The sequence below is a fragment of the Prevotella denticola genome (assembly GCF_900454835.1).
GTDB classification, from domain to species: Bacteria; Bacteroidota; Bacteroidia; order Bacteroidales; family Bacteroidaceae; genus Prevotella; species Prevotella denticola.
This window is the reverse complement of sequence record NZ_UGTM01000002.1, coordinates 1,017,217-1,035,326: the sequence shown is the minus strand read 5'-3', so window position 1 is coordinate 1,035,326 and position 18,110 is coordinate 1,017,217. Positions and strand designations below refer to the sequence as shown.

Annotated in this window: 11 protein-coding genes; 6 read left to right on the top strand and 5 right to left on the bottom strand. The window is 51.3% G+C overall.

The window, feature by feature from the left end; translation table 11 throughout:
• Window positions 1-47: 47 nt before the first annotated feature.
• Both hflX and DYH27_RS12470 read right to left on the bottom strand, forming a co-directional pair.
• A complete protein-coding gene (gene hflX, locus DYH27_RS12475) occupies window positions 48-1,295 on the bottom strand; it encodes a GTPase HflX (protein WP_025067512.1) in 1,248 nt (415 codons plus the stop codon).
• 177 nt (window positions 1,296-1,472) lie between these two features.
• Entirely contained in the window at window positions 1,473-2,750 is a 1,278-nt protein-coding gene (locus DYH27_RS12470) for a DUF3078 domain-containing protein (protein WP_004353879.1), read from the bottom strand.
• Window positions 2,751-3,670: 920 nt separating this feature from the next.
• Here DYH27_RS12470 and DYH27_RS12465 point away from each other — a divergent pair.
• On the top strand, window positions 3,671-4,975 hold the full coding sequence (locus DYH27_RS12465) for a radical SAM/SPASM domain-containing protein (RefSeq protein ID WP_025067511.1): 1,305 nt from the start codon (window positions 3,671-3,673) through the stop codon (window positions 4,973-4,975).
• Between the two features lie 11 nt (window positions 4,976-4,986).
• Window positions 4,987-7,278 carry a carboxypeptidase regulatory-like domain-containing protein gene (locus DYH27_RS12460; protein WP_029216410.1) on the top strand — a complete coding sequence of 764 codons (2,292 nt, stop codon included), beginning with the start codon at window positions 4,987-4,989 and terminating at the stop codon, window positions 7,276-7,278.
• Between the two features lie 86 nt (window positions 7,279-7,364).
• Here DYH27_RS12460 and DYH27_RS12455 read toward each other — a convergent pair whose 3' ends face one another.
• From DYH27_RS12455 to DYH27_RS12445, 3 genes are all read right to left on the bottom strand, one after another.
• Window positions 7,365-7,859: a gliding motility lipoprotein GldH gene (locus DYH27_RS12455; protein WP_025067510.1), complete on the bottom strand. Its 495-nt coding sequence runs from the start codon at window positions 7,857-7,859 to the stop codon at window positions 7,365-7,367.
• On the bottom strand, window positions 7,856-9,196 hold the full coding sequence (locus tag DYH27_RS12450) for a PSP1 domain-containing protein (RefSeq protein WP_025067509.1): 1,341 nt from the start codon (window positions 9,194-9,196) through the stop codon (window positions 7,856-7,858). The genes DYH27_RS12455 and DYH27_RS12450 overlap by 4 nt, the downstream gene beginning before the upstream one ends.
• Before the next feature lie 128 nt (window positions 9,197-9,324).
• Window positions 9,325-10,464 carry a DNA polymerase III subunit gene (locus tag DYH27_RS12445; RefSeq protein ID WP_025067508.1) on the bottom strand — a complete coding sequence of 380 codons (1,140 nt, stop codon included), beginning with the start codon at window positions 10,462-10,464 and terminating at the stop codon, window positions 9,325-9,327.
• A 639-nt stretch (window positions 10,465-11,103) separates the two neighbouring features.
• Here DYH27_RS12445 and DYH27_RS12440 point away from each other — a divergent pair.
• Genes DYH27_RS12440 through DYH27_RS12425 form a run of 4 tightly spaced genes read left to right on the top strand, consistent with a single transcriptional unit; the run spans window position 11,104 to window position 18,110 of the window.
• The gene (locus DYH27_RS12440; protein ID WP_025067507.1) at window positions 11,104-12,723 is read left to right on the top strand and encodes a BACON domain-containing protein; all 1,620 of its coding nucleotides are present in this window, start codon (window positions 11,104-11,106) and stop codon (window positions 12,721-12,723) included.
• A 36-nt stretch (window positions 12,724-12,759) separates the two neighbouring features.
• Complete coding sequence (locus tag DYH27_RS12435) at window positions 12,760-14,364, top strand: BACON domain-containing protein (RefSeq protein WP_029216411.1); 1,605 nt, start codon at window positions 12,760-12,762, stop codon at window positions 14,362-14,364.
• 17 nt (window positions 14,365-14,381) lie between these two features.
• Window positions 14,382-17,144 (top strand): S8 family serine peptidase, encoded by a 2,763-nt coding sequence (locus tag DYH27_RS12430; protein WP_029216412.1) that lies wholly within the window; start codon window positions 14,382-14,384, stop codon window positions 17,142-17,144.
• Window positions 17,145-17,156: 12 nt separating this feature from the next.
• Window positions 17,157-18,110 (top strand): PorV/PorQ family protein, encoded by a 954-nt coding sequence (locus DYH27_RS12425; RefSeq protein ID WP_025067506.1) that lies wholly within the window; start codon window positions 17,157-17,159, stop codon window positions 18,108-18,110.

The window sequence follows — 18,110 nt, the reverse complement described above, 5'->3', positions numbered from 1 at the left end:
GTCCTGACAGATGGGTGAGCATAGGGAATGAGCTGTCCCGTCGTTTTTTACTCCTCTATGTTATAGAGGAAATCGTTGTAGGGATATTTCTGGACGTGCAGCTCGCGCACTTTCTTGTAGAGCACCTCCCTGAACTCGTCGATATTCTCCTTTCTCTTGGCGGATATGAACAGGCAGTTGTCGTGCTCCTTTGCCATCCACGTCCGTTTCAGTTCGTCCAGCGTGATGTTCTCTTTCGTAGCAGGCGTGAGGTCGTCTTCTTCCTTTTCTACCCAGTGATAGTTGTCAATCTTGTTGAAGACGATCATCGACGGCTTGTCGGCACAGCCGAGGTCGGCCAGTGTCTTGTTGACGACCTGTATCTGTTCTTCAAAGTCAGGATGGGAAATGTCTACGATGTGCAGCAGCAGGTCGGCTTCCCGTACCTCGTCGAGTGTCGACTTGAACGAATCGACCAGGTCGGTCGGCAGCTTGCGGATAAATCCCACGGTGTCTGCCAGCAGGAAGGGGAGGTTTTCCACGACCACCTTGCGTACGGTCGTGTCCAGTGTGGCGAAGAGTTTGTTTTCGGCAAAGACCTCGCTCTTCGCCAGCAGGTTCATCGTCGTCGACTTGCCTACGTTCGTATAGCCCACCAGGGCGACACGGATCAGCCGTCCGCGGTTCTTGCGCTGCGTGTTCTTCTGTCTGTCTATTTCGGCCAGCCGCTGTTTCAGAAGCGACATACGCTGCAGGATGATGCGGCGGTCCATCTCCAGCTGGGTCTCGCCCGGTCCGCGCAGTCCTACCGATCCCTTGCCGCCACCCGATCCCGAGCCGCCGCCCTGTCGTTCCAGGTGCGTCCACAGACGCTGCAGGCGGGGGAGCATATAGCGGTACTGCGCCAGTTCCACCTGTGTCTTGGCGTTGGCCGTCTGGGCGCGCATGGCAAATATGTCGAGGATGAGCGAGGTGCGGTCCAGTATCTTCACACTGAGTTCGTGTTCGATGTTGCGCATCTGCTTGGCAGAAAGTTCGTCGTCGAAGATGACCATGCCGACCGGATCATCCTCGTCTTCTTTCTGTTTGATGTATTCTTTTATCTCTTCGAGTTTTCCCTTGCCGACATAGGTGACGGCGCTCGGGCCGTTCACACGCTGTGTAAAGCGTTTCACGGTGACGGCGCCGGCCGTATCGGCCAGGAACTCCAGTTCGTCAAGGTATTCCTTTGTCTTGGCTTCGTCCTGCTCCTTGGTAATCAGACCGACGAGGACGGCGGTCTCTGCCTTGACATCAGATATGATGAATTCTTTCATTCGGTATGCTTCTGTTATGGCTTGTCTTCATGTGTGGCAGCGTGCTTCCCCCTGTCCGGGTCTGTACAGACTGCCACATGGCAAAGGTAGTTATAAAATTCGGAAAATGCTAATGAGCGACCTTGAAAATTGCCTTTCCGTTGACGGCGGCGGCACCAGAAGCCTTTATGCAGGCGTTCAGAAGCTGTACTGGAATCCTATCGAGGCAAATTCTTTCAGCTGCCAGTAGGCATGATGGTCGTCACGTCCTACACCGTCGTCGAAGCGTGGATAAATGAAGATGCGGCTCGAGATATAGCGGTTGAACTGGAAGGTGAAGGTGTTTTCCCATTCCAGTTCCGAACGTTTGTAGGTGGAATAGCCGTATAGGCGTGTCTTCCATGACAGCTGCTCCAGCAGCCGCCATTCCAGGTCGACGGTGAACTCTGAACCGAAGTCGTGCAGGAAATGCCGTCCTTCATCGATTCCCAGCCGGTCAGAAAGCTCGAGCATACGGGCGTACTTCATGTTATAGGCCAACGGGGCCAGATGGAAGTTGCCTTTCAGGCGGTGATCCAGCCAGTCGACGGCATAGTCCATACCGAGGGAGAGGTTCAGGTTCAGCGGCGAGAGGAAGGCGGCATACACCTTCGGGTCGTTCGAGCGGTAGGAACGGGAGAACTGTGTGTTGCCGATGAACTGCACCGTATAATACCAGCGTTTCGTTGCCTGCAGGCCCAGTTTCGACGTGAGGCGTATCAGGTCTTCCGTGCTCTTGAAGTTGTGCAGCGAGTCCGACCGGCTGCTCTGCAGGCCGTACTTCAGTTCCAGCCGGTTCTCCCACTTTACCTTCTGCTTGTTATTGTAATTGGCCTGCATCACCAGTGAGGCCAGTGCCGAATAGTTGCTTTCGCCTCCTTTGTACCAGTTCCCTGTCACATAGTTCTGCAGGAACTGCAGGGCATAGTCGCCCTGGAAAGTCCAGAAGTTAGGGCGCAGCACCATGACTTCGACCGGTACTGTCTGTGGGTCGGCAGGGCGCAGGGGGACTTTCTCCACCAGCTTCACATCGTGATGGATCGGTGTCTCAATCTCGTCGAGCTTCGTCTGCTGGGAGCGCAGCGCGCGGTCTGTCCCTGCCACGAGGTCGGGACGCGACAGATAGAGGCGCATCAGCTCTGCAAGGAAAGGATTGTCTTTCCTGCCACGTGTAAACAGGTTCTCTGCCACATTGCCGTAATAGGTCAGCGGCATGAACAGCTGCATTTTGTTCCGGCGCAGCCGGCTGTCACGCTTCCAGCCTGGTGTCTTGCGTGAAAAGATGCTGTCTCTTGCGGCATCCAGAGAGTCGGCATACGCCTGTATGCTCTCCGTATGCGGCTTTATATCCTTACGGACGGACACGGGACGGTGAACCTGGGCGGCGGCACCCAGCCCTATGCCCAGAAATATCGTGATTAAGAAGTTCCGTTTCATTATTCTATAGAGATAACAGGTGCAAACTTACGGTATTTTTTTCAATTTCCAGTTCAGTTTCTGGAAATTCTTGTTTGTTGCAGTAAATTATGCGGTCTCAATGCGTAAACGGCATTACAATTCAGGGTCGGCCGGGATGTGGATTGCAACCCATGCCTGTCTTGATTTCAATCAGGCGTTACTTGGCTTGCAACCAAGGCTTACTTGCACGTCAATCAGGCGTTACTTGCGATGGAACTAAGCACCTTTTGTTATGTTTCTTGTAATGTACTGGAAATCAGATGGTTCGCACAGTCAGCTTTGCGTATGTAAGGTTGATGTCCGGAGTCTGAAATCAGAACTGATGTATAAAGGTTCTCACGATTCATAATATAGACATATGACGGTGTCCGTGTCAAAGAAAATCAGTTCTTCTTAATGAATTGATTGGGGCTGCAACCAGGTGATTCCTGTTGGACAGTCCACTCGATACTGTTGAAATGTTAAACTTTTGTAATGATTTCCATTTATCTAATGTTTTCCTTGCTTTTCTTGTTTCATAATATTAGATTTGCACCATAAACCTAAATGATTAATTTGTCGACATATTTCTCAGCAGACCAGACTGTCAAAAAGGAGTAGCATCGAAAAACTATACGAGTAGAAGAAACTTAAATTGATTCTTTATGAAAAAGAAATTCAATTTGACGGTTATAAAACCGGCTGATGTTATTGGAGAAGAGTCCATGTCAAAGGTCCTGGGTGGAAAATCGGATACAGGAACTGATACAGGATTTTGTGTCATTGTTTGTAGGCGCTTAGTGGTTTGCCACACTTATACGGCTCCCCCACCTCAGCCTAAGCCAAATCCTGGTCCCCCACCTCAACCTAAGCCCAATTGTATTTGAATAGCATAATGTTAAATTTATGGAAGCTGTCGTATGATAGTATCTAAATATGTATTGCTTTTTGAGCAAGATAATATGTATTTTCTTTTTAACTCCAAGAACAATAGTTTCTTGGAGTTAAATAAAGATTTGTATGAGGAATTGTTATCTTTCAAAAAGGGAGAAGACTCTTTTTTGTTAGAAGATGATGCAATTGTAAAAAGTTTAGTAGATTTGGGGGTGCTAACGACAGATATTGATGACCAGTCCTTTTTAGATGGTATAATTTTGAAACAAAACATTTGGTCTTATTCAAGACAAATAATGAATTTGACGATTGCCCCAACTATCCAATGTAACCTTAGATGTCCATATTGTTTTGAGGTTTCAAAGCCTAAAAGTATCATTTCTTATGAGATATGTAATGATATTTTTGAATTTATTAAAAGGAATTCTGATAACTCTTTTGTGAATCTTACTTGGTTTGGAGGAGAGCCTTTATTAGCAATTGATCGAATGGAGTATATCCTACAGAGGTTAGAGCTGAATAATATTAAGATTAATTTTCATTCAATTATAACTAATGCGACTCTATTACGGGGAAAAGTACTTGATGTTTTTGAGAGATTTCCCTTAAACCACATTCAGATTACTTTTGATGGAGTAAAGGATAATCATGATAAATTACGTGTCTACCCGACAGGCAAAGGCTCATTTGATGTGATAATGTGTAATTTAGACGAGTTTGTAGTAAGGTGTCCAAGTTCTTTTATAAGTATTAGGGTTAATGTTGGAAAGCATAATTCTCATGATTACTTTGAGTTTAAGGAGACTATTGCCAGGAAGTATCCTAAAGCAGCGAATATATATGTTTATCCAGGTATTTTGAGGGGAGATAACGATTGTGGTTATAAGACAAATTTTTTTTCAACAAAAGAATTGTCTACATTCCATACTTCTTTATCAAGAAATGATGAAAACGTTTTTTTCCCTACTTCTATCTGCAAAGGATGTATAGCAACTCAAAGTAATTCTTTTGTTATAGGACCGAAGGGAGAGCTTTACAAATGCTTGGAAGATATAGGTATTCGGGAAAGAGAAATTGGTTCTGTTGTTGATGATAAATTTAGGAACTCATCCCTTTTCAAACGATATATGATTCATGGCACTTTTGTTAATGATAAGAGATGTCTTGGATGTAGTATATTGCCGATTTGTAGTGGGGGGTGTCCTAGAAGTCGACTTGAAAATAAATTTGATGGAGGAAAGAACACCTTATGTGATCACTATATCCTAGAAAATAGACAGAGCCTTAAAGAAATGCTCTTCCAGTACTATTTACAGCAGAAAAACAAATAATCCAGAAGACTATGATTCGTATTTTTTCTTTGTTTCTGGCGGTAATTTCTTCCATAGCCTGTTATGGAGGGGATGTGACGACGCTTTCGGGTATCGTATCGGACAAGGGTGGTGCCGGACTTCCTTATGCAACGGTAAGGGCGGTCAGCCTTGGAGAAGCAAGAACTGTCCAGACGGATGTGACAGGTCTCTACTCGCTCACCGTTCCCTGTTCTGACAGTATCGTGGTAAGTGTGAGCTATGAGGGTTTCAAGTCGCAGAAAGCTGTCTTCAGAGGAAAGCAGGTGGAAATCAGGCGGGATTTCGTACTGGAGGAAGATGCCGTCGCCTTGCAGGAGGTGGTCGTACAAGGAAGCAGGGTCATACATGGGAATAGCAAATCGATGTATTTCCCGGTACAGAAACAACGGAAAGGAACGAATACGGGGCTGGGCCTTCTGGCTAACATGATGATACCGGAACTCCGCATCAGTAAGACTTCCGGCACGGTCTCTACTTCGGATAGGAAGAACGTGACATTGTGTATCAATGGCGTACCGGCAAGCCGGGAAGAAATCAATGCGGTGAGACCGAATGATGTCATAAGGATAGACTATCATTCTGTTCCGACAGGAAAGTTTGCCGGTTATGAAGCAGTTGTCGACTACATCGTGAGAAGCTATCGCCATGGCGGATATCTTGAGCTGAGATCGTCTACGACGCTGCTGAACACGGCAGGAGAATATGGTGCTGTACTTAAATACAACTGTAACACGTGGACGCACAGTCTAATTGCGGGAACGGATTTTACCGACTACAGGAAAAATGAGAATGAGGTGGAAGAGAAGGTCGGACTGCCGGTGTCTTTCAAGAGAAAGTCGGTAACGGATGACTACAGGCTTTCCTCGACAAAACCTTATTTCTACTGGGGTATGAACAGGATAACCGACAGGGTGCAGATTTCCTTGAAGGTCGGTGGTGTGATGGAGCACATCCCTCATAGTGACAATGTCTCCTCGTCAGCCTATCTTCCAGCTGTGTATTCTCCCTCTCTGTCTGTCGTGAGGGAGAATGCGAGAAATGCGAGTGTTTATCTTAACGGCTATACGTATTACACCTTGGACAAGAAGAATTATCTGATGCTTGCAGGTTCCTATCAGTATGGGCATAATGATTTCGACAGAACGATGACAGAAGGTGCTTACGGCTCGGCTGTTTCGACGATGGAGAACAGCCATGATTTCAGCGTGGGGCTGACCTATATCCATAATACGGAAAAGAACGGCGGTTTTACATTCCGGCTCTATGACCTCGGGAATGTCTATAAAGATCGGTATGGAGGTGACGTGGACAGCAGGCAGCGGCTTGTCAACAATTATATACAGGCTGACCTTCAATACCGTTATTCTTTCTCCGAGCGGCTGTTTGCCCAGACGGAGCTTACGTTGCGCCATGTGTCGTCCAAGGTCAGTGATGCGGAAGAGAACACCTGGCTCTTCCTCCCCACACTGTATGTTTCCTGCAAGACAGGGGAGAAGGGACATCTTGTCGTAAACGCCAAGACCGGATATGTCGCTCCCCCTATCCAATGGAAGAGCGATCTTTATCAGAATGTGAATGCCTATGAGCAGGTGAAAGGAAACAAGGAACTGGAGCACGTGGTAGCTTATATGCCGTCAGTGTCCTATTCGTACAGCTTCAGCAGACTGATGATGAATGCGTCGGTAAACGCTTTTCTGTCGCGGCACAGCATACATGATGTCTATTATCAGGAAAATAACCGGCTGATTCATTCCTACGCTTTAGGAAAGTCCTTGTGTCAGTTTATGTTCGATTATAAAGTGACTTCTTTCCTTCTCGACAACAGTCTGCAGGTGTCTGGGGGGATTTCGTATTACACGATGAAGACCAACGATGATTTCAGGAATCCTCTAAGGGGCTTTGTCTGTTCGTTTGATGCGATGTACAGCTGTGGTAGCTTTACGTTCTCCGGGAGCTATGTGTCAAAATACAAAAGCATGGACTTTACCTCATCCGCTTATTCTGATCTCCCCTGTGTCTACAGTCTTTCTGCGTCTTATGCGAAAGGAAGGTGGTTCGCTTCGGTGTCACTGGCTAACTTCTTCAATCGTAAGACTTATGGAAAGGAATACATCAACTCGGAAATCTACCAGCGTACTGACAGGTTTATATCGCCGGACATTTCCCCGTCCGTCGTCGTCAAGCTGTCTTATTGTTTTGACTTCGGACGCAAGAAACTTGACCGTAATGTAGATGAGCCTCAGAAGACCATACCAACGGGCTATCTCCGCCCTAAAGACTGATTCCTGTCAGTTCCTGTCCGGCAGGCATACAGCTTTTGCAGACTGGCAGACAGGCCGTGTCGACCAGTAGAAGACGGTCGGGACGGTTATTTCCGTTCCATTCTGAGGCCGATGTCACTGATGCCGGGAACGGCATCCCGGCTCATGATATGGTGTACGGTAATGTGCAGAGAGTCGTTGCGGTTCAGTTGAAAGGTGGTGACGGGATGGAGGATTTCGGTGCTGCTGATGCCGTCCTGCCCTGCCAGCACCCCCTTGTCGGTGATGATTTCGCAGTTGATGGTGTCATGGTAGAGGGTCTCCAGCTTCTTCCGGTGCCTGCAGTTGATTACCTTTCGTTCCATGAGCATACTTATGCTGCGGTAGGGGTAAGTCTGTGCGGCACGTATGCCGAGGCCTAACTGATAGGTGCCTTCCCATTGCCGGGGTACATCGAAGACAAGCGTGTCGTTGCGCAGCCAGCCCTGAAGCGGCACACTCTCGTAGTGGTCGTAGGTCCGGGAATCGCTGCACGAGACAGCACCAGCGACGGTTGCCGTGAGTGCTGCCATATATAATAAGGTGGAAACCTTATGTCTCATTCCTGTGTTCTTTCCGTTTGCTGAGGTTGTCCCTGTTCGATTCTCCTGTCTGTCTCCGGCATTGCGGCTGCACTCCGCTGTTGTGCAGGATGTGCCCCGTTGTACGGACGCCGGTTGCCGTTCTGTGTCCGGCGGCTGTCGCTCTGGGAGCGTCTTCTGTCGTTCTGGGGGCGGAAACCGTCCTGCCCTTCACGTGAGCTGCGGCGGTTGCCTTGCTGTGTGTTGCCGTTACGCTGTGTATTGTTCTTTCTGCGTTTTTTTGCCTTGTCGAACCGGCTGAGGTCGGCACCGGCCAGCAGGTCGACAGGCTTCCTGACGGGTTTGGCCTTTCCGTCTTCGAGGAGCGACAGCGGTTTCTCTCCGCATCGGTTCATTTCGATGATTTCCCTGGCGCGCTCGGCACTGATGGTCTCGAGGTTGGCCCCGAGGTTCTTGTCGGTAGAGTAAGTACACTGTCCGCTGAGGATATCGGTCTTGAAGAGATGGTATTCACCGTCCATTGTCTCCAGGAGCACTTCCTTGCTCGGTAGCTTGCGGGCAGCCTCCATGTAGTCGTCCACCTCATAGTTCAGACAGCATTTCAGCTTGGCACACATACCCGCCAGCTTGGTGGGGTTGAGCGAGATGTCCTGGATGCGTGCTGCCGTGGTGGAGACGCTGGAGAAACTCTTCATCCATGTGGCACAGCAGAGTTCCCGTCCGCAAGGACCTGTTCCGCCGATGCGTCCGGCTTCCTGCCGTGCCCCGATCTGTTTCATCTCGATGCGTACATGGAAGGCAGCTGCAAGGTCTTTGATGAGCTGGCGGAAGTCCACCCGCTCGTCGGCGATGTAATAGAAGATGGCTTTGTTGCCGTCGCCCTGATACTCCACGTCACCGATCTTCATCTTCAGTCCCAGTCCTTTGGCAATCTGCCGGCTCTCGATCATCGTTTTGTGTTCACGTGCCTTTGCCTCACGGTACTTCTGCATATCCACCTCCTTTGCAAGGCGGTAGACACGCTTGATGTCGTCGGGCGACTTCACGCAGGAGGTTTTCTTTATCTGTAGCTTGACAAGCCGTCCCGTCAGTGTGACGACCCCGATGTCATGTCCGGGGTTGGCCTCCACAGCCACGATGTCTCCTTTCTTGAGGTCAAGGTTATTGGCATTGTGGTAGTATCCTTTTCGGGTGTTCTTGAATTGTACTTCGACAAGGTCGGTTGTCTGGTTATTGCCCGGCACGTCGGCCAGCCAGTCGAAGGTGTTCAGCTGGCGGTCCTGTCTGCCGCATCCCTTGTGGCATAAACCACGGTCGCAACCGTGCCAGACCTTGAATTTCATATCTTTGTAATCCATTGTTTTGTATTTTAAGAAGCCCCCGGATTCCTCGGAGAGAGGGGATGTGGCGGGCAGTGATAAGCAATAATAAGCGGTGATGGGGAGGGGGACGTTGATAGGCGTTGATGGCCAGCTGCCGATTTTATTTACTTCTTCAACAGCAGGACAATGAGCTTCAGTGCCATGTCGTAGAGGACGATCTTGGCATTTGCATTCTGTCCTATGTCCCGGCCGGCCCGCTGGAACAGTTCGTTGATTTCGATGACGTTCGCTTCATTGATGAACCGGGCGAAGTTCTTTGCAAAGTTCTCTTCCTCCAGTGTCATGTAGTTGAGTTCCGGATTGCGGAAGTTGAACATGAAGTTCTCTCGTACCTGCTGCTGGAAATAAACAAGCATACGACGTTCCTTTTCGCGTCCGTAGCCTGCCGTCACCTCGCTCCATCGCTTGAGGTCCTTCACGTTGCGGAGGTAGCAGAGACGCATGAGCATTTGGAACATATTGAGGAACTCGCGGCTTTCATTGCCGGTGTCCAGCGACTCCAAGGCTTTCAGCCAGCTGCCGTGTGCGATGCGTGCAATGCGGTGTGCCGCATCGGCATCGATTCCTCTCCGTGCGATGAGCGCCTGTTCCACTGCTTCGTCGTCGATGCGTTTCACATCGATGCGCTGTGTACGGCTGACGATGGTCTCAAGCAGCTTCTCCGGTTCTTCGCTTACCATGAGGAAGACGGTGCCCTGCGGGGGTTCCTCGAGGAGTTTCAGCAGTTTGTTGGCCGAGGTGAGATTCATCCGTTCGGGTCGCCAGATAATGGCGACCTTGTAGCCTCCCTGACTTGATTTCAGTGCCAGTACACGTGCCAGTTCATCGCTCTCGGCCCCCGTGATGATGGCCTGCTGCGTGGTCGCTCCCATCTGCTTCATCCACTGGTTCATGGTGAAGTAGGCTCCCTGCATGATGAGATCATGCCATTCCTTGGCAAAATCGCTGCTTACAGGCTGGTGTTCGCTGCTCATGCCGGGCAGTTTTATGGTGGGGTAGGAGAAGTGAAGGTCGGGATGTTCCCACTGCCGGAGCATGGCTCTGGCGTTGGAGACAGAGGTCGGAACGGCATCTCCGGCTTCGTCACCGGCAAGCAGATAGCAGGCAAACGCCATGGCAAGTGCCATCTTGCCTGTCCCCTCTGGACCGCAGAAGAGCAGTGCGTGCGGCAGTCGGTCTTCCTTCACCATCTGCACGAGCCTGTTGCTGACCGCATCCTGTCCTATGACATCCGAAAAGTCCATCTTCCCTCTTGTTTTATGTTATTATGTTATCGTCCTGTGATGCGGACAGCATTTCTACAGAATCCGTCCCGTCACTCCATGTATGCTTGCCGCAATCGAGGCGGTGTAGAAATGTCCTGTCGTTCAGCAGCCTCCTTATGTCTGTTGTGCCGACAGCATCGGGCTACAAAGGTAGCAAATAAAAGTGAGAAAATGGAAAGTAAGTCTGAAAGAAACAATTTACGAGGAAGGATATTCCCAATAGCCGGGAATTCTGTTCCCGACGGCTGGGAATCCAGTTCCCGACGGCTGGGAACAGAGTTCCCTGACGGTTGGGAGGTGTCAGTCTATAGTTTGTCTTGACTTTTGCTTGTGTCGTGCTTCCATGTGATTTCACGCATAAACTGCTGGAAATTACTCATAAATGAGTATTGCCGTATCAGCAAGAAGGGAGTACCTTTGCACAGGAATTTACATATCCGCAATAACCGATGAAGAATTTTCACCTGCCCGAGCCGCTTCGCAAAGGGCTTTGCCCATCCGAATCGATATGCCGGTGCGATGTCGTCAAGCCATTATTCATGTCCCTGCCCGGAATTATCAATATAATTTCAGAACATCATCCAAATTAATTTTTATCTGACAAAAACCTTGAAGAGTATGAATTTAAGAAAGACTTTTTACTCCCTTTTCCTTGGTGGAATCCTTCTTTGCCTGTTCTCCTGTGCAAAGGAAGACGAGTTTGAGCTGCCGACACTGGTTCTCTCGGAGAACAATGTTGCGTTTGACAAGGGAGTCGGTGAAAGGAACATCAGCGTGACAACGAACCAGAGCAGCTGGGTCGCTTCGTCTCCCCAGGAGGGCGACTGGATTTCGCTGGTGCAGGACGGCAATCTCCTGAAAGTGAAGGTGGGAGAAAACAAGATGGGGGTGGAGCGTACCGGTTACGTGCTCGTGAACGCCAACGGAGCCACGGGAAAAATAGAGGTGAAGCAGAGTGCGGCCGACGTGACGCTCGACGTTGTCCCGACCGCCATCTATCTGCCCCAGACAGGCGGCGAAAAGACAATCGACGTAACGACCAATTCGTCGGTTTACGAGGTTACGCCGAGTGAAGAGGTCGACTGGCTCAAGATCGTCAAGTCTGACGAAGAGATAAAGCTGGTTGCCGGACGTAACGATACTTATCAGAAACGTGAGGTGAAGCTGTATGCCAAGAGCGGCAGCGTCACCCGTGAGATCGTCGTGTCGCAGTCGGGCATCCAGCGTTATATCCTTCCCATCAATCCCGGTGCGCCGCAGGATGTACACAGAATCATGGAATACGAGCTGGGACGCGGCAGCTATCTGCGCGAGTACCAGACGGCGATGCCGGCATACGGTCTGGAGGAAATGTACACGTTCATCACTCCTTCACCGATCTTCACACTGATACAGTATTGCAGCTCTGACGGCGTTACGCCCTCGCAGATCATCACTGTCGGCGACGGCACCAAGGCCATAGCGGCCGTCAAGGACAAGGCTTTCGGGCGGTTCCTTGCCGACAACGGTTATGTGCGCAGCAACTCCGAGTCGGACAGAGAATATATGAACGAGAAGGAGCTGCTCTCGTTGAAGATCTACATCTCGGAAAAGGAGAACAATGAAGGCGTCAACCTTACCTTCACGCCGGTGATGAAGCAGACGGGAGAATACAAGACCTTCGACAGGATTCCTTATTATCCGCTTGAGCTTCTGCAGGCCGACAACGTGAAGGTAGCCCAGGTGGAACAGTATGAAAAGAATGCCGGCAGCAAGGAAGAAGAGCGCACGATGAACGAGAACAAGGACACGGAAGTGTCACAGCTTCAGTACACGTTGAAGAAGAACGAAAGTCCGTCGGCTCCCTATGCCCGCATCCACATCTTCTATACGACGGACAAGGACGGCAACGTCCCTGCAAAACTGGGGAGCGTACAGATCGGTGCGCTGCTCTTCAAAGACACGAGTCTCGGTGTATGGAAATATGGGAACAAATGGATTGCCACGAATGAAATCAAGAAGAAACTCGGTGAGGAAGGTTTCTCTTACCTCCGTTCTTCCGGCAACAATCACTTCTTCGCCCGCGAGCGTGACCATCTTGTCATCGCTGTCACCTGCGTAGCCGACAACAATGTGCCGACACTCGCACTGCTCTACAGCTACGACCCGTCAGTGTCTGGTGCAGGCAGCAAGGCCGTGAAGGCGCAGGCAAGGATGGTCCGGAACTTCATGGAGGCAAAGCAGACGTTGAAGTTTTAGCCAGGTGGTTATACCTTATTTAAATGTTATCCTGATATGCGTATAATGAATTTACATAAGCTGCTGCAGTTCGCCTTCCTGTGTCTGGTACTGGCGATGGTGGCGGGCTGTTCTGAAAAGGACAGCTTTGAGCAACCGCAGCTGAATGTTTCAGAGAAAGACATCACCTTTTCCAACCAGATGGGAGAGAAGACCATTACCGTAAACACGGACTGCAAAGAATGGATTGCCACGACACCCAAGCCGTGGATTCATCTCACACAGAGCGGGAACGAAATTGCCGTAAGGGTGGATGCCAATACGACCGGCGTGGAACGGAGCAGTTACATCCTCGTTGACGGCGGTCTGGCAGTGGAGAAAATCATGGTAAGGCAGAGTGCCGCTGACTTTTCACTGGATATTGCCAACGGCGAGGTTGTCCTGCCGCAGGCAGGCGGTACGACGACCGTCGACGTGAACATGGAAAGCAGTCTGTACGAGCTGCACCAGAGCGAACAGCCCGAATGGATGCAGGTCATCAAGAAGAAGCGTGGCCTGAAATTCATTTCCAAACCGAACTATGGTACTGTGGAAAGGACAACGAAGCTGACTGTATCAGTCGGTGGGAAAACGCATGACATTGCTGTCAGGCAGCCGGGTGTGGCAACCTTCATCCTGGCCTGCAACCCGGGCAATCCTTTCAGCCTGCACAGGATGATGGACTTTGAAATCCGCCGGGGAAGTATTCTCTCGGAGTACGGAGCGCCGGATGCGGAGAACGGAATCTATGAGGAAAGCTATTTCTTCAAGACCCCCTCTCCCTTGTTCAAGGATGTTGTCTACGTTCACGACACAAAGCATTTCGTTCCCACCCGCATTTATACGCGTTCGCTGGTAAAGGAAGGCGTCGATGCGGTGAAGTCGCAGGCTTTCCAGGACTTCCTGAAAGGCAGCGGCTACGTGAGGGACGAGAAAGACCCGAACCATTACATCAATGTGCGGGAACACTTCACCATGGACGTCGACATTATGGAGAGCAACAACAGTGTCGTGTTGTTCTTCTATCAGATGCATGAGCAGGACCGTGATTATGAGACGTTCCGGCACCTTGAGCTCGGCCCGCTCGAGCTTCTGGACAAGGCTGACAAGAAGGTCGGTGCGGTAGAGGAGTACGAAGCAGGCAAGAAGAGCGAAGAGGTGAAGCGGCAGGTTTCCAAGAGCAGTGAGGTTGAGGCAATCGTCTACAAGACGACCGATCCGACGCTGGTAGCCCGCATCTATTACTTCTATACCCGTGGCGGTGACAATCCTGCTCCGCAGGACAAGGAAGGGAGTGTCGAGCAGTACAGCATGAGCTTCAGCCGGCCGAATCTGGGCATCTGGCAGTATGGCAACGAATGGTTTGTGACCCGTGAGTTTGACAGGCTGCTCACTTCAAACGGTTTCGAGTTCGTCAGTTACAACGGCCAGCATCATGTCTATGCCCGCCGCTCCGATTATCTGACGCTGGCTATCTCCGGCGGTAAGTTCTCCGATGTGAACGACGGACAGCCGGTCATGCAGGTCAGCGTGCTTTACAAGAAGAATGTTTTTGAAGGAAGCAAGCAGCAGCGGATGGCAAAGATAGAGCGTATGCTCAAGGAGCACAAAGTAAGGAAGTAATATAGAAGAGAACAGTAATGAAGAAAACCATTATATTTTTATGTGCGTGTGCGCTCTCGGGTATGATGCTCATGTCGTGTCAGGACAGTATCGACATGGAAGCAGCCGGCAGCGGTACACGCTCCGTTAACATTGACAAGGATCTCTTTGCAGTAAAGGGATGTGTCCACGTGAAGCTGTCGAAGGCTGCCAGTGCCGCCTTGCCTGCTACCCGAAGCGGGGAGGTAGAGATGCAGAGCGTGCCCTCGGCAATGTCTTCCGCCATGCAATACGCCGGTGCCTACAGGATGGAAAGGGTCTTCAAGCCCGCAGGAGTCTATGAGGCACGGACCGTGGCAGCGGGACTTGACCGCTGGTACACTGTCTATTTCGACGACAGCAAGGATGTTGCTGCTGTCGTACAGCAGTTCAGCAAGGCGAAGGGAGTGGAATACGCCGAACGTGTCCTGCCCATTGCACGGCCGGGAATCACTGCAAAGCCTTATACGGCAGCTGGCGCGGATGCTTCCATGCAGCAGGCGGCGGCAGGCGGATTTGACGACCCGCTTCTGGCAAAGCAGTGGCATTATTACAATGACGGGTCGATCAGCGTCCGTGCAAAGAAGGGGGCTGACTGCAACGTCAGGCCGGTATGGGAGAAATACACAACCGGCAGGAAGAATGTCATTGTAGCCATTGTCGACGGCGGTATTGACGTTACCCATGAGGACCTTGTGGACAATCTCTACATCAACGAGAAGGAAAAGAACGGACAGCCTGGTGTCGACGATGACGGCAACGGTTTCATAGACGATGTCTACGGTTACAACTTTGTTGAAGCAAAGGATGTTGTCGGAGGCACGATAGAGCCTGACGACGAAGGACACGGCACACACGTCGCCGGCACGGTCGGCGCACGTAACAACAACGGAAAGGGTGTTGCCGGCATAGCCGGCGGTGATGGGACAGCCGGCAGCGGCGTACGGCTGATGAGCTGTCAGATTTTCCGGAGGAAGAACGAGCAGGGCGATGCGGCGGCTGCCATCAAGTATGCGGCTGACAACGGAGCCGTCATCTGCCAGAACTCATGGGGATATGCGTCCACAGCGGGTGTCACGGCAATGCCGCAGCTGCTCAAGGAGGCTGTCGACTACTTCATCAAGATGGCGGGCTGTGATGCCAACGGACAGCAGCGGGCGGACTCTCCGATGAAGGGGGGCGTAGTCGTATTCGCTGCCGGCAACGAGAACAAGGAGTTCTCGGCTTACCCCGCCTGCTATCCCCCGGCCGTCTCGGTCTCTGCTATGGCCTGGGATTTCACCAAGGCCAGCTACAGCAATTATGCCAAATGGGTCACGATCATGGCACCGGGCGGTGATCAGGACCGTTACGGTACGGAGGCTGGTGTGCTGAGTACTGTCCCTAAGCGCAAGGCAGCTTCCGGTTACGCCTACTTCCAGGGGACATCCATGGCCTGCCCGCACGTTTCGGGTATTGCCGCACTTATCGCATCCTACTTCGGGAAGCAGGGCTTCACCAACGAGGAATTGAAGTCGCGGCTGACGACTGCATACAGACCTTACAACATCGACGAACAGAACCCGGCATACAAAGGGAAGTTAGGCCGGGGATATATCGACGCCGAGGCTGCCTTTGAGACCGATACGGGGATTGCACCTGAGAAAGTCGGAACGTTGTCGCTGACCCCTGACTTCGTGGATGTCACCGCTGAATGGAGCATTGCGAAGGACGAGGACAAGACGGCAGCCTTCTACCGGCTGTACATCAGCCCCGGCGATCTGACGCCTGAAAGTCTCAAGGACATGAACTACAAGGAGGTGAACGGTGTGGGACACCGTCTGGGCGAAACGTTGAAATACACTTTCAACGACCTTCAGGACAACAAGACGTACAGCATTGCCGTAGTGGCTGTGGACCGTTGGGGTAATCTCTCGGCACCGGTCATACGGCAATGTACGACGAAGCTCAACCATGCTCCGGAGACGAGCGGGTTCCCGGAAGGGGTCATCGAAGTGGGCGAAGACGAGCGGAAGTCCTTCAGTTTCAATGTTTCCGACCCTGACGGACATGGCTGGGACATAAAGACTGCGGGCGAGACCAAGGGCGTTTCCTACACCTTGAACCGGTCTACGGTGACCGTACACCTTGTCCCTGTGCTTGCGGCAGGCAGTTATACCTGTACGTTCATTCTCACAGACGACTTGGGAGCAAAGGCAGAGAAGAGCTTTACGTTCCGGATCGTCAAGTATATCCCGCCGCAGTTGGAAAAGCCGTTCGACAACTGTATCATCGGCCTGGATGAAGGCATCGTGACAATTCCCTTGACGGAACATTACGCATACAGCGGTAAGAACCGCCTTACGTACAAAGCCGATGTTTCTAACGGCAGCATCGCCTCTACCGCCGTCAGCAATGACAATCTTCAGCTGCGGCCGCTGGCAAAGGGCATCACACGTGTCAATGTGTCTGCGACAGATGGCCGCCAGACCTCCTCTGACGCTTCTTTCCAGATCCGTGTCGTTGAACGGAAGTCCGCACCGGTTTATGCGGTCTATCCCATTCCTGTCAGGAAAGACATCCATGTGCTGCTCAACCCCGAGGTGAAGCAGGCGGAATTTGTCGTCAGCACGACCGTAGGCGAACGGCTGATGAAAGCTGACGTGACTCCTGACAGGAATCATGTGGCAACACTGGATCTCTCCAGACTGAATCCGGGAACCTACAGACTTACGGTGCATACGGGCAAGGGAAATCACACCCAGATGTTCATCAAACGATAATTACAAACGAGTATGAATTCAAAACATATCATTCTAACAGCTTGTACAGCACTCTTCTGTGCTGTGCAGGCCCATGCACAGGGACAGAACCTCCCGATATTGACTGCCAGCACCGATGCACGGACTGCTGCTATGGGCAATGTGTCGGCAGCGGCCGAGGGGATGTATCTTTACAATAATCCTGCTGCTTTCTTTGCAGTAGACAAGAGGTTCACGGCAGACGCTTCCGCCTCATTATACGAAAAGGCAGAAGGGGCTGACGGAACATTCGGACTCTATACAGCCACCGTAGGCTGGCAATTCGCCAGGCATCATGCAGCGTTTGCCGGCTTCCGGTATGCTGGCGGTCTGAAGTTCAAGGGGTACGATATGCTCGGTGAACCGACCAAGGATTACAAGCCCTACGACTGGACCATCGACATGGGTTATGCCTGTATGATCGGCAAGGGATTCGCTGCCTATGCAACGGGAAGCGTCCTCTTCAGCCACCTGTCGAAGAATGCCACCGGAGGTGCATTCACCGTGGGTGCCTCCTATCAGAACAGCAGCGTGACCGTCGCTCGTAAGTCTGCACGTCTCATGGTAGATGCCAAGGTGGGTGCAATCGGTCCCCGGCTCGATTATGGAAACGGCAGCAAGACATCAATGCCTACGTATGCTGCCGTTGGAGGGGCGTTGTCGGTGGATGTGGCGGACAGGCACCAGGTGGCGGCTGCCCTGTCTTCCCGCTACTTCTTCCAGCCGTCAGATTACACGACCCTCATGGCTGGCGGCGGACTTGAATATACTTATGACAAGATGGTATCAGTGCGTGCCGGGTATGAATACGGCTCTCACGACCTCAGCCATGTTACGATGGGTGCCGGTTTCAGGTATCACGGACTGTGCCTGAACGGAGCCTATCTGCTGAAAACGGCTGATGCCGGTAGCAGTTATTGCACTGTCGGTATCGGATATGATTTCTGA

What these genes read in the sequence shown, in the direction of transcription:
- DYH27_RS12445 (WP_025067508.1), bottom strand. Translation starts at nt 10,464, where the DNA reads ATGGACTTTTCGGATGTCATAGGACAGGATGCGGTCAGCAACAGGCTC.
- DYH27_RS12440 (WP_025067507.1), top strand. Translation starts at nt 11,104, where the DNA reads ATGAATTTAAGAAAGACTTTTTACTCCCTTTTCCTTGGTGGAATCCTT.
- DYH27_RS12435 (WP_029216411.1), top strand. Translation starts at nt 12,760, where the DNA reads ATGCGTATAATGAATTTACATAAGCTGCTGCAGTTCGCCTTCCTGTGT.
- DYH27_RS12430 (WP_029216412.1), top strand. Translation starts at nt 14,382, where the DNA reads ATGAAGAAAACCATTATATTTTTATGTGCGTGTGCGCTCTCGGGTATG.
- DYH27_RS12470 (WP_004353879.1), bottom strand. Translation starts at nt 2,750, where the DNA reads ATGAAACGGAACTTCTTAATCACGATATTTCTGGGCATAGGGCTGGGT.
- DYH27_RS12465 (WP_025067511.1), top strand. Translation starts at nt 3,671, where the DNA reads ATGATAGTATCTAAATATGTATTGCTTTTTGAGCAAGATAATATGTAT.
- DYH27_RS12455 (WP_025067510.1), bottom strand. Translation starts at nt 7,859, where the DNA reads ATGAGACATAAGGTTTCCACCTTATTATATATGGCAGCACTCACGGCA.
- DYH27_RS12450 (WP_025067509.1), bottom strand. Translation starts at nt 9,196, where the DNA reads ATGGATTACAAAGATATGAAATTCAAGGTCTGGCACGGTTGCGACCGT.
- DYH27_RS12425 (WP_025067506.1), top strand. Translation starts at nt 17,157, where the DNA reads ATGAATTCAAAACATATCATTCTAACAGCTTGTACAGCACTCTTCTGT.
- hflX (WP_025067512.1), bottom strand. Translation starts at nt 1,295, where the DNA reads ATGAAAGAATTCATCATATCTGATGTCAAGGCAGAGACCGCCGTCCTC.
- DYH27_RS12460 (WP_029216410.1), top strand. Translation starts at nt 4,987, where the DNA reads ATGATTCGTATTTTTTCTTTGTTTCTGGCGGTAATTTCTTCCATAGCC.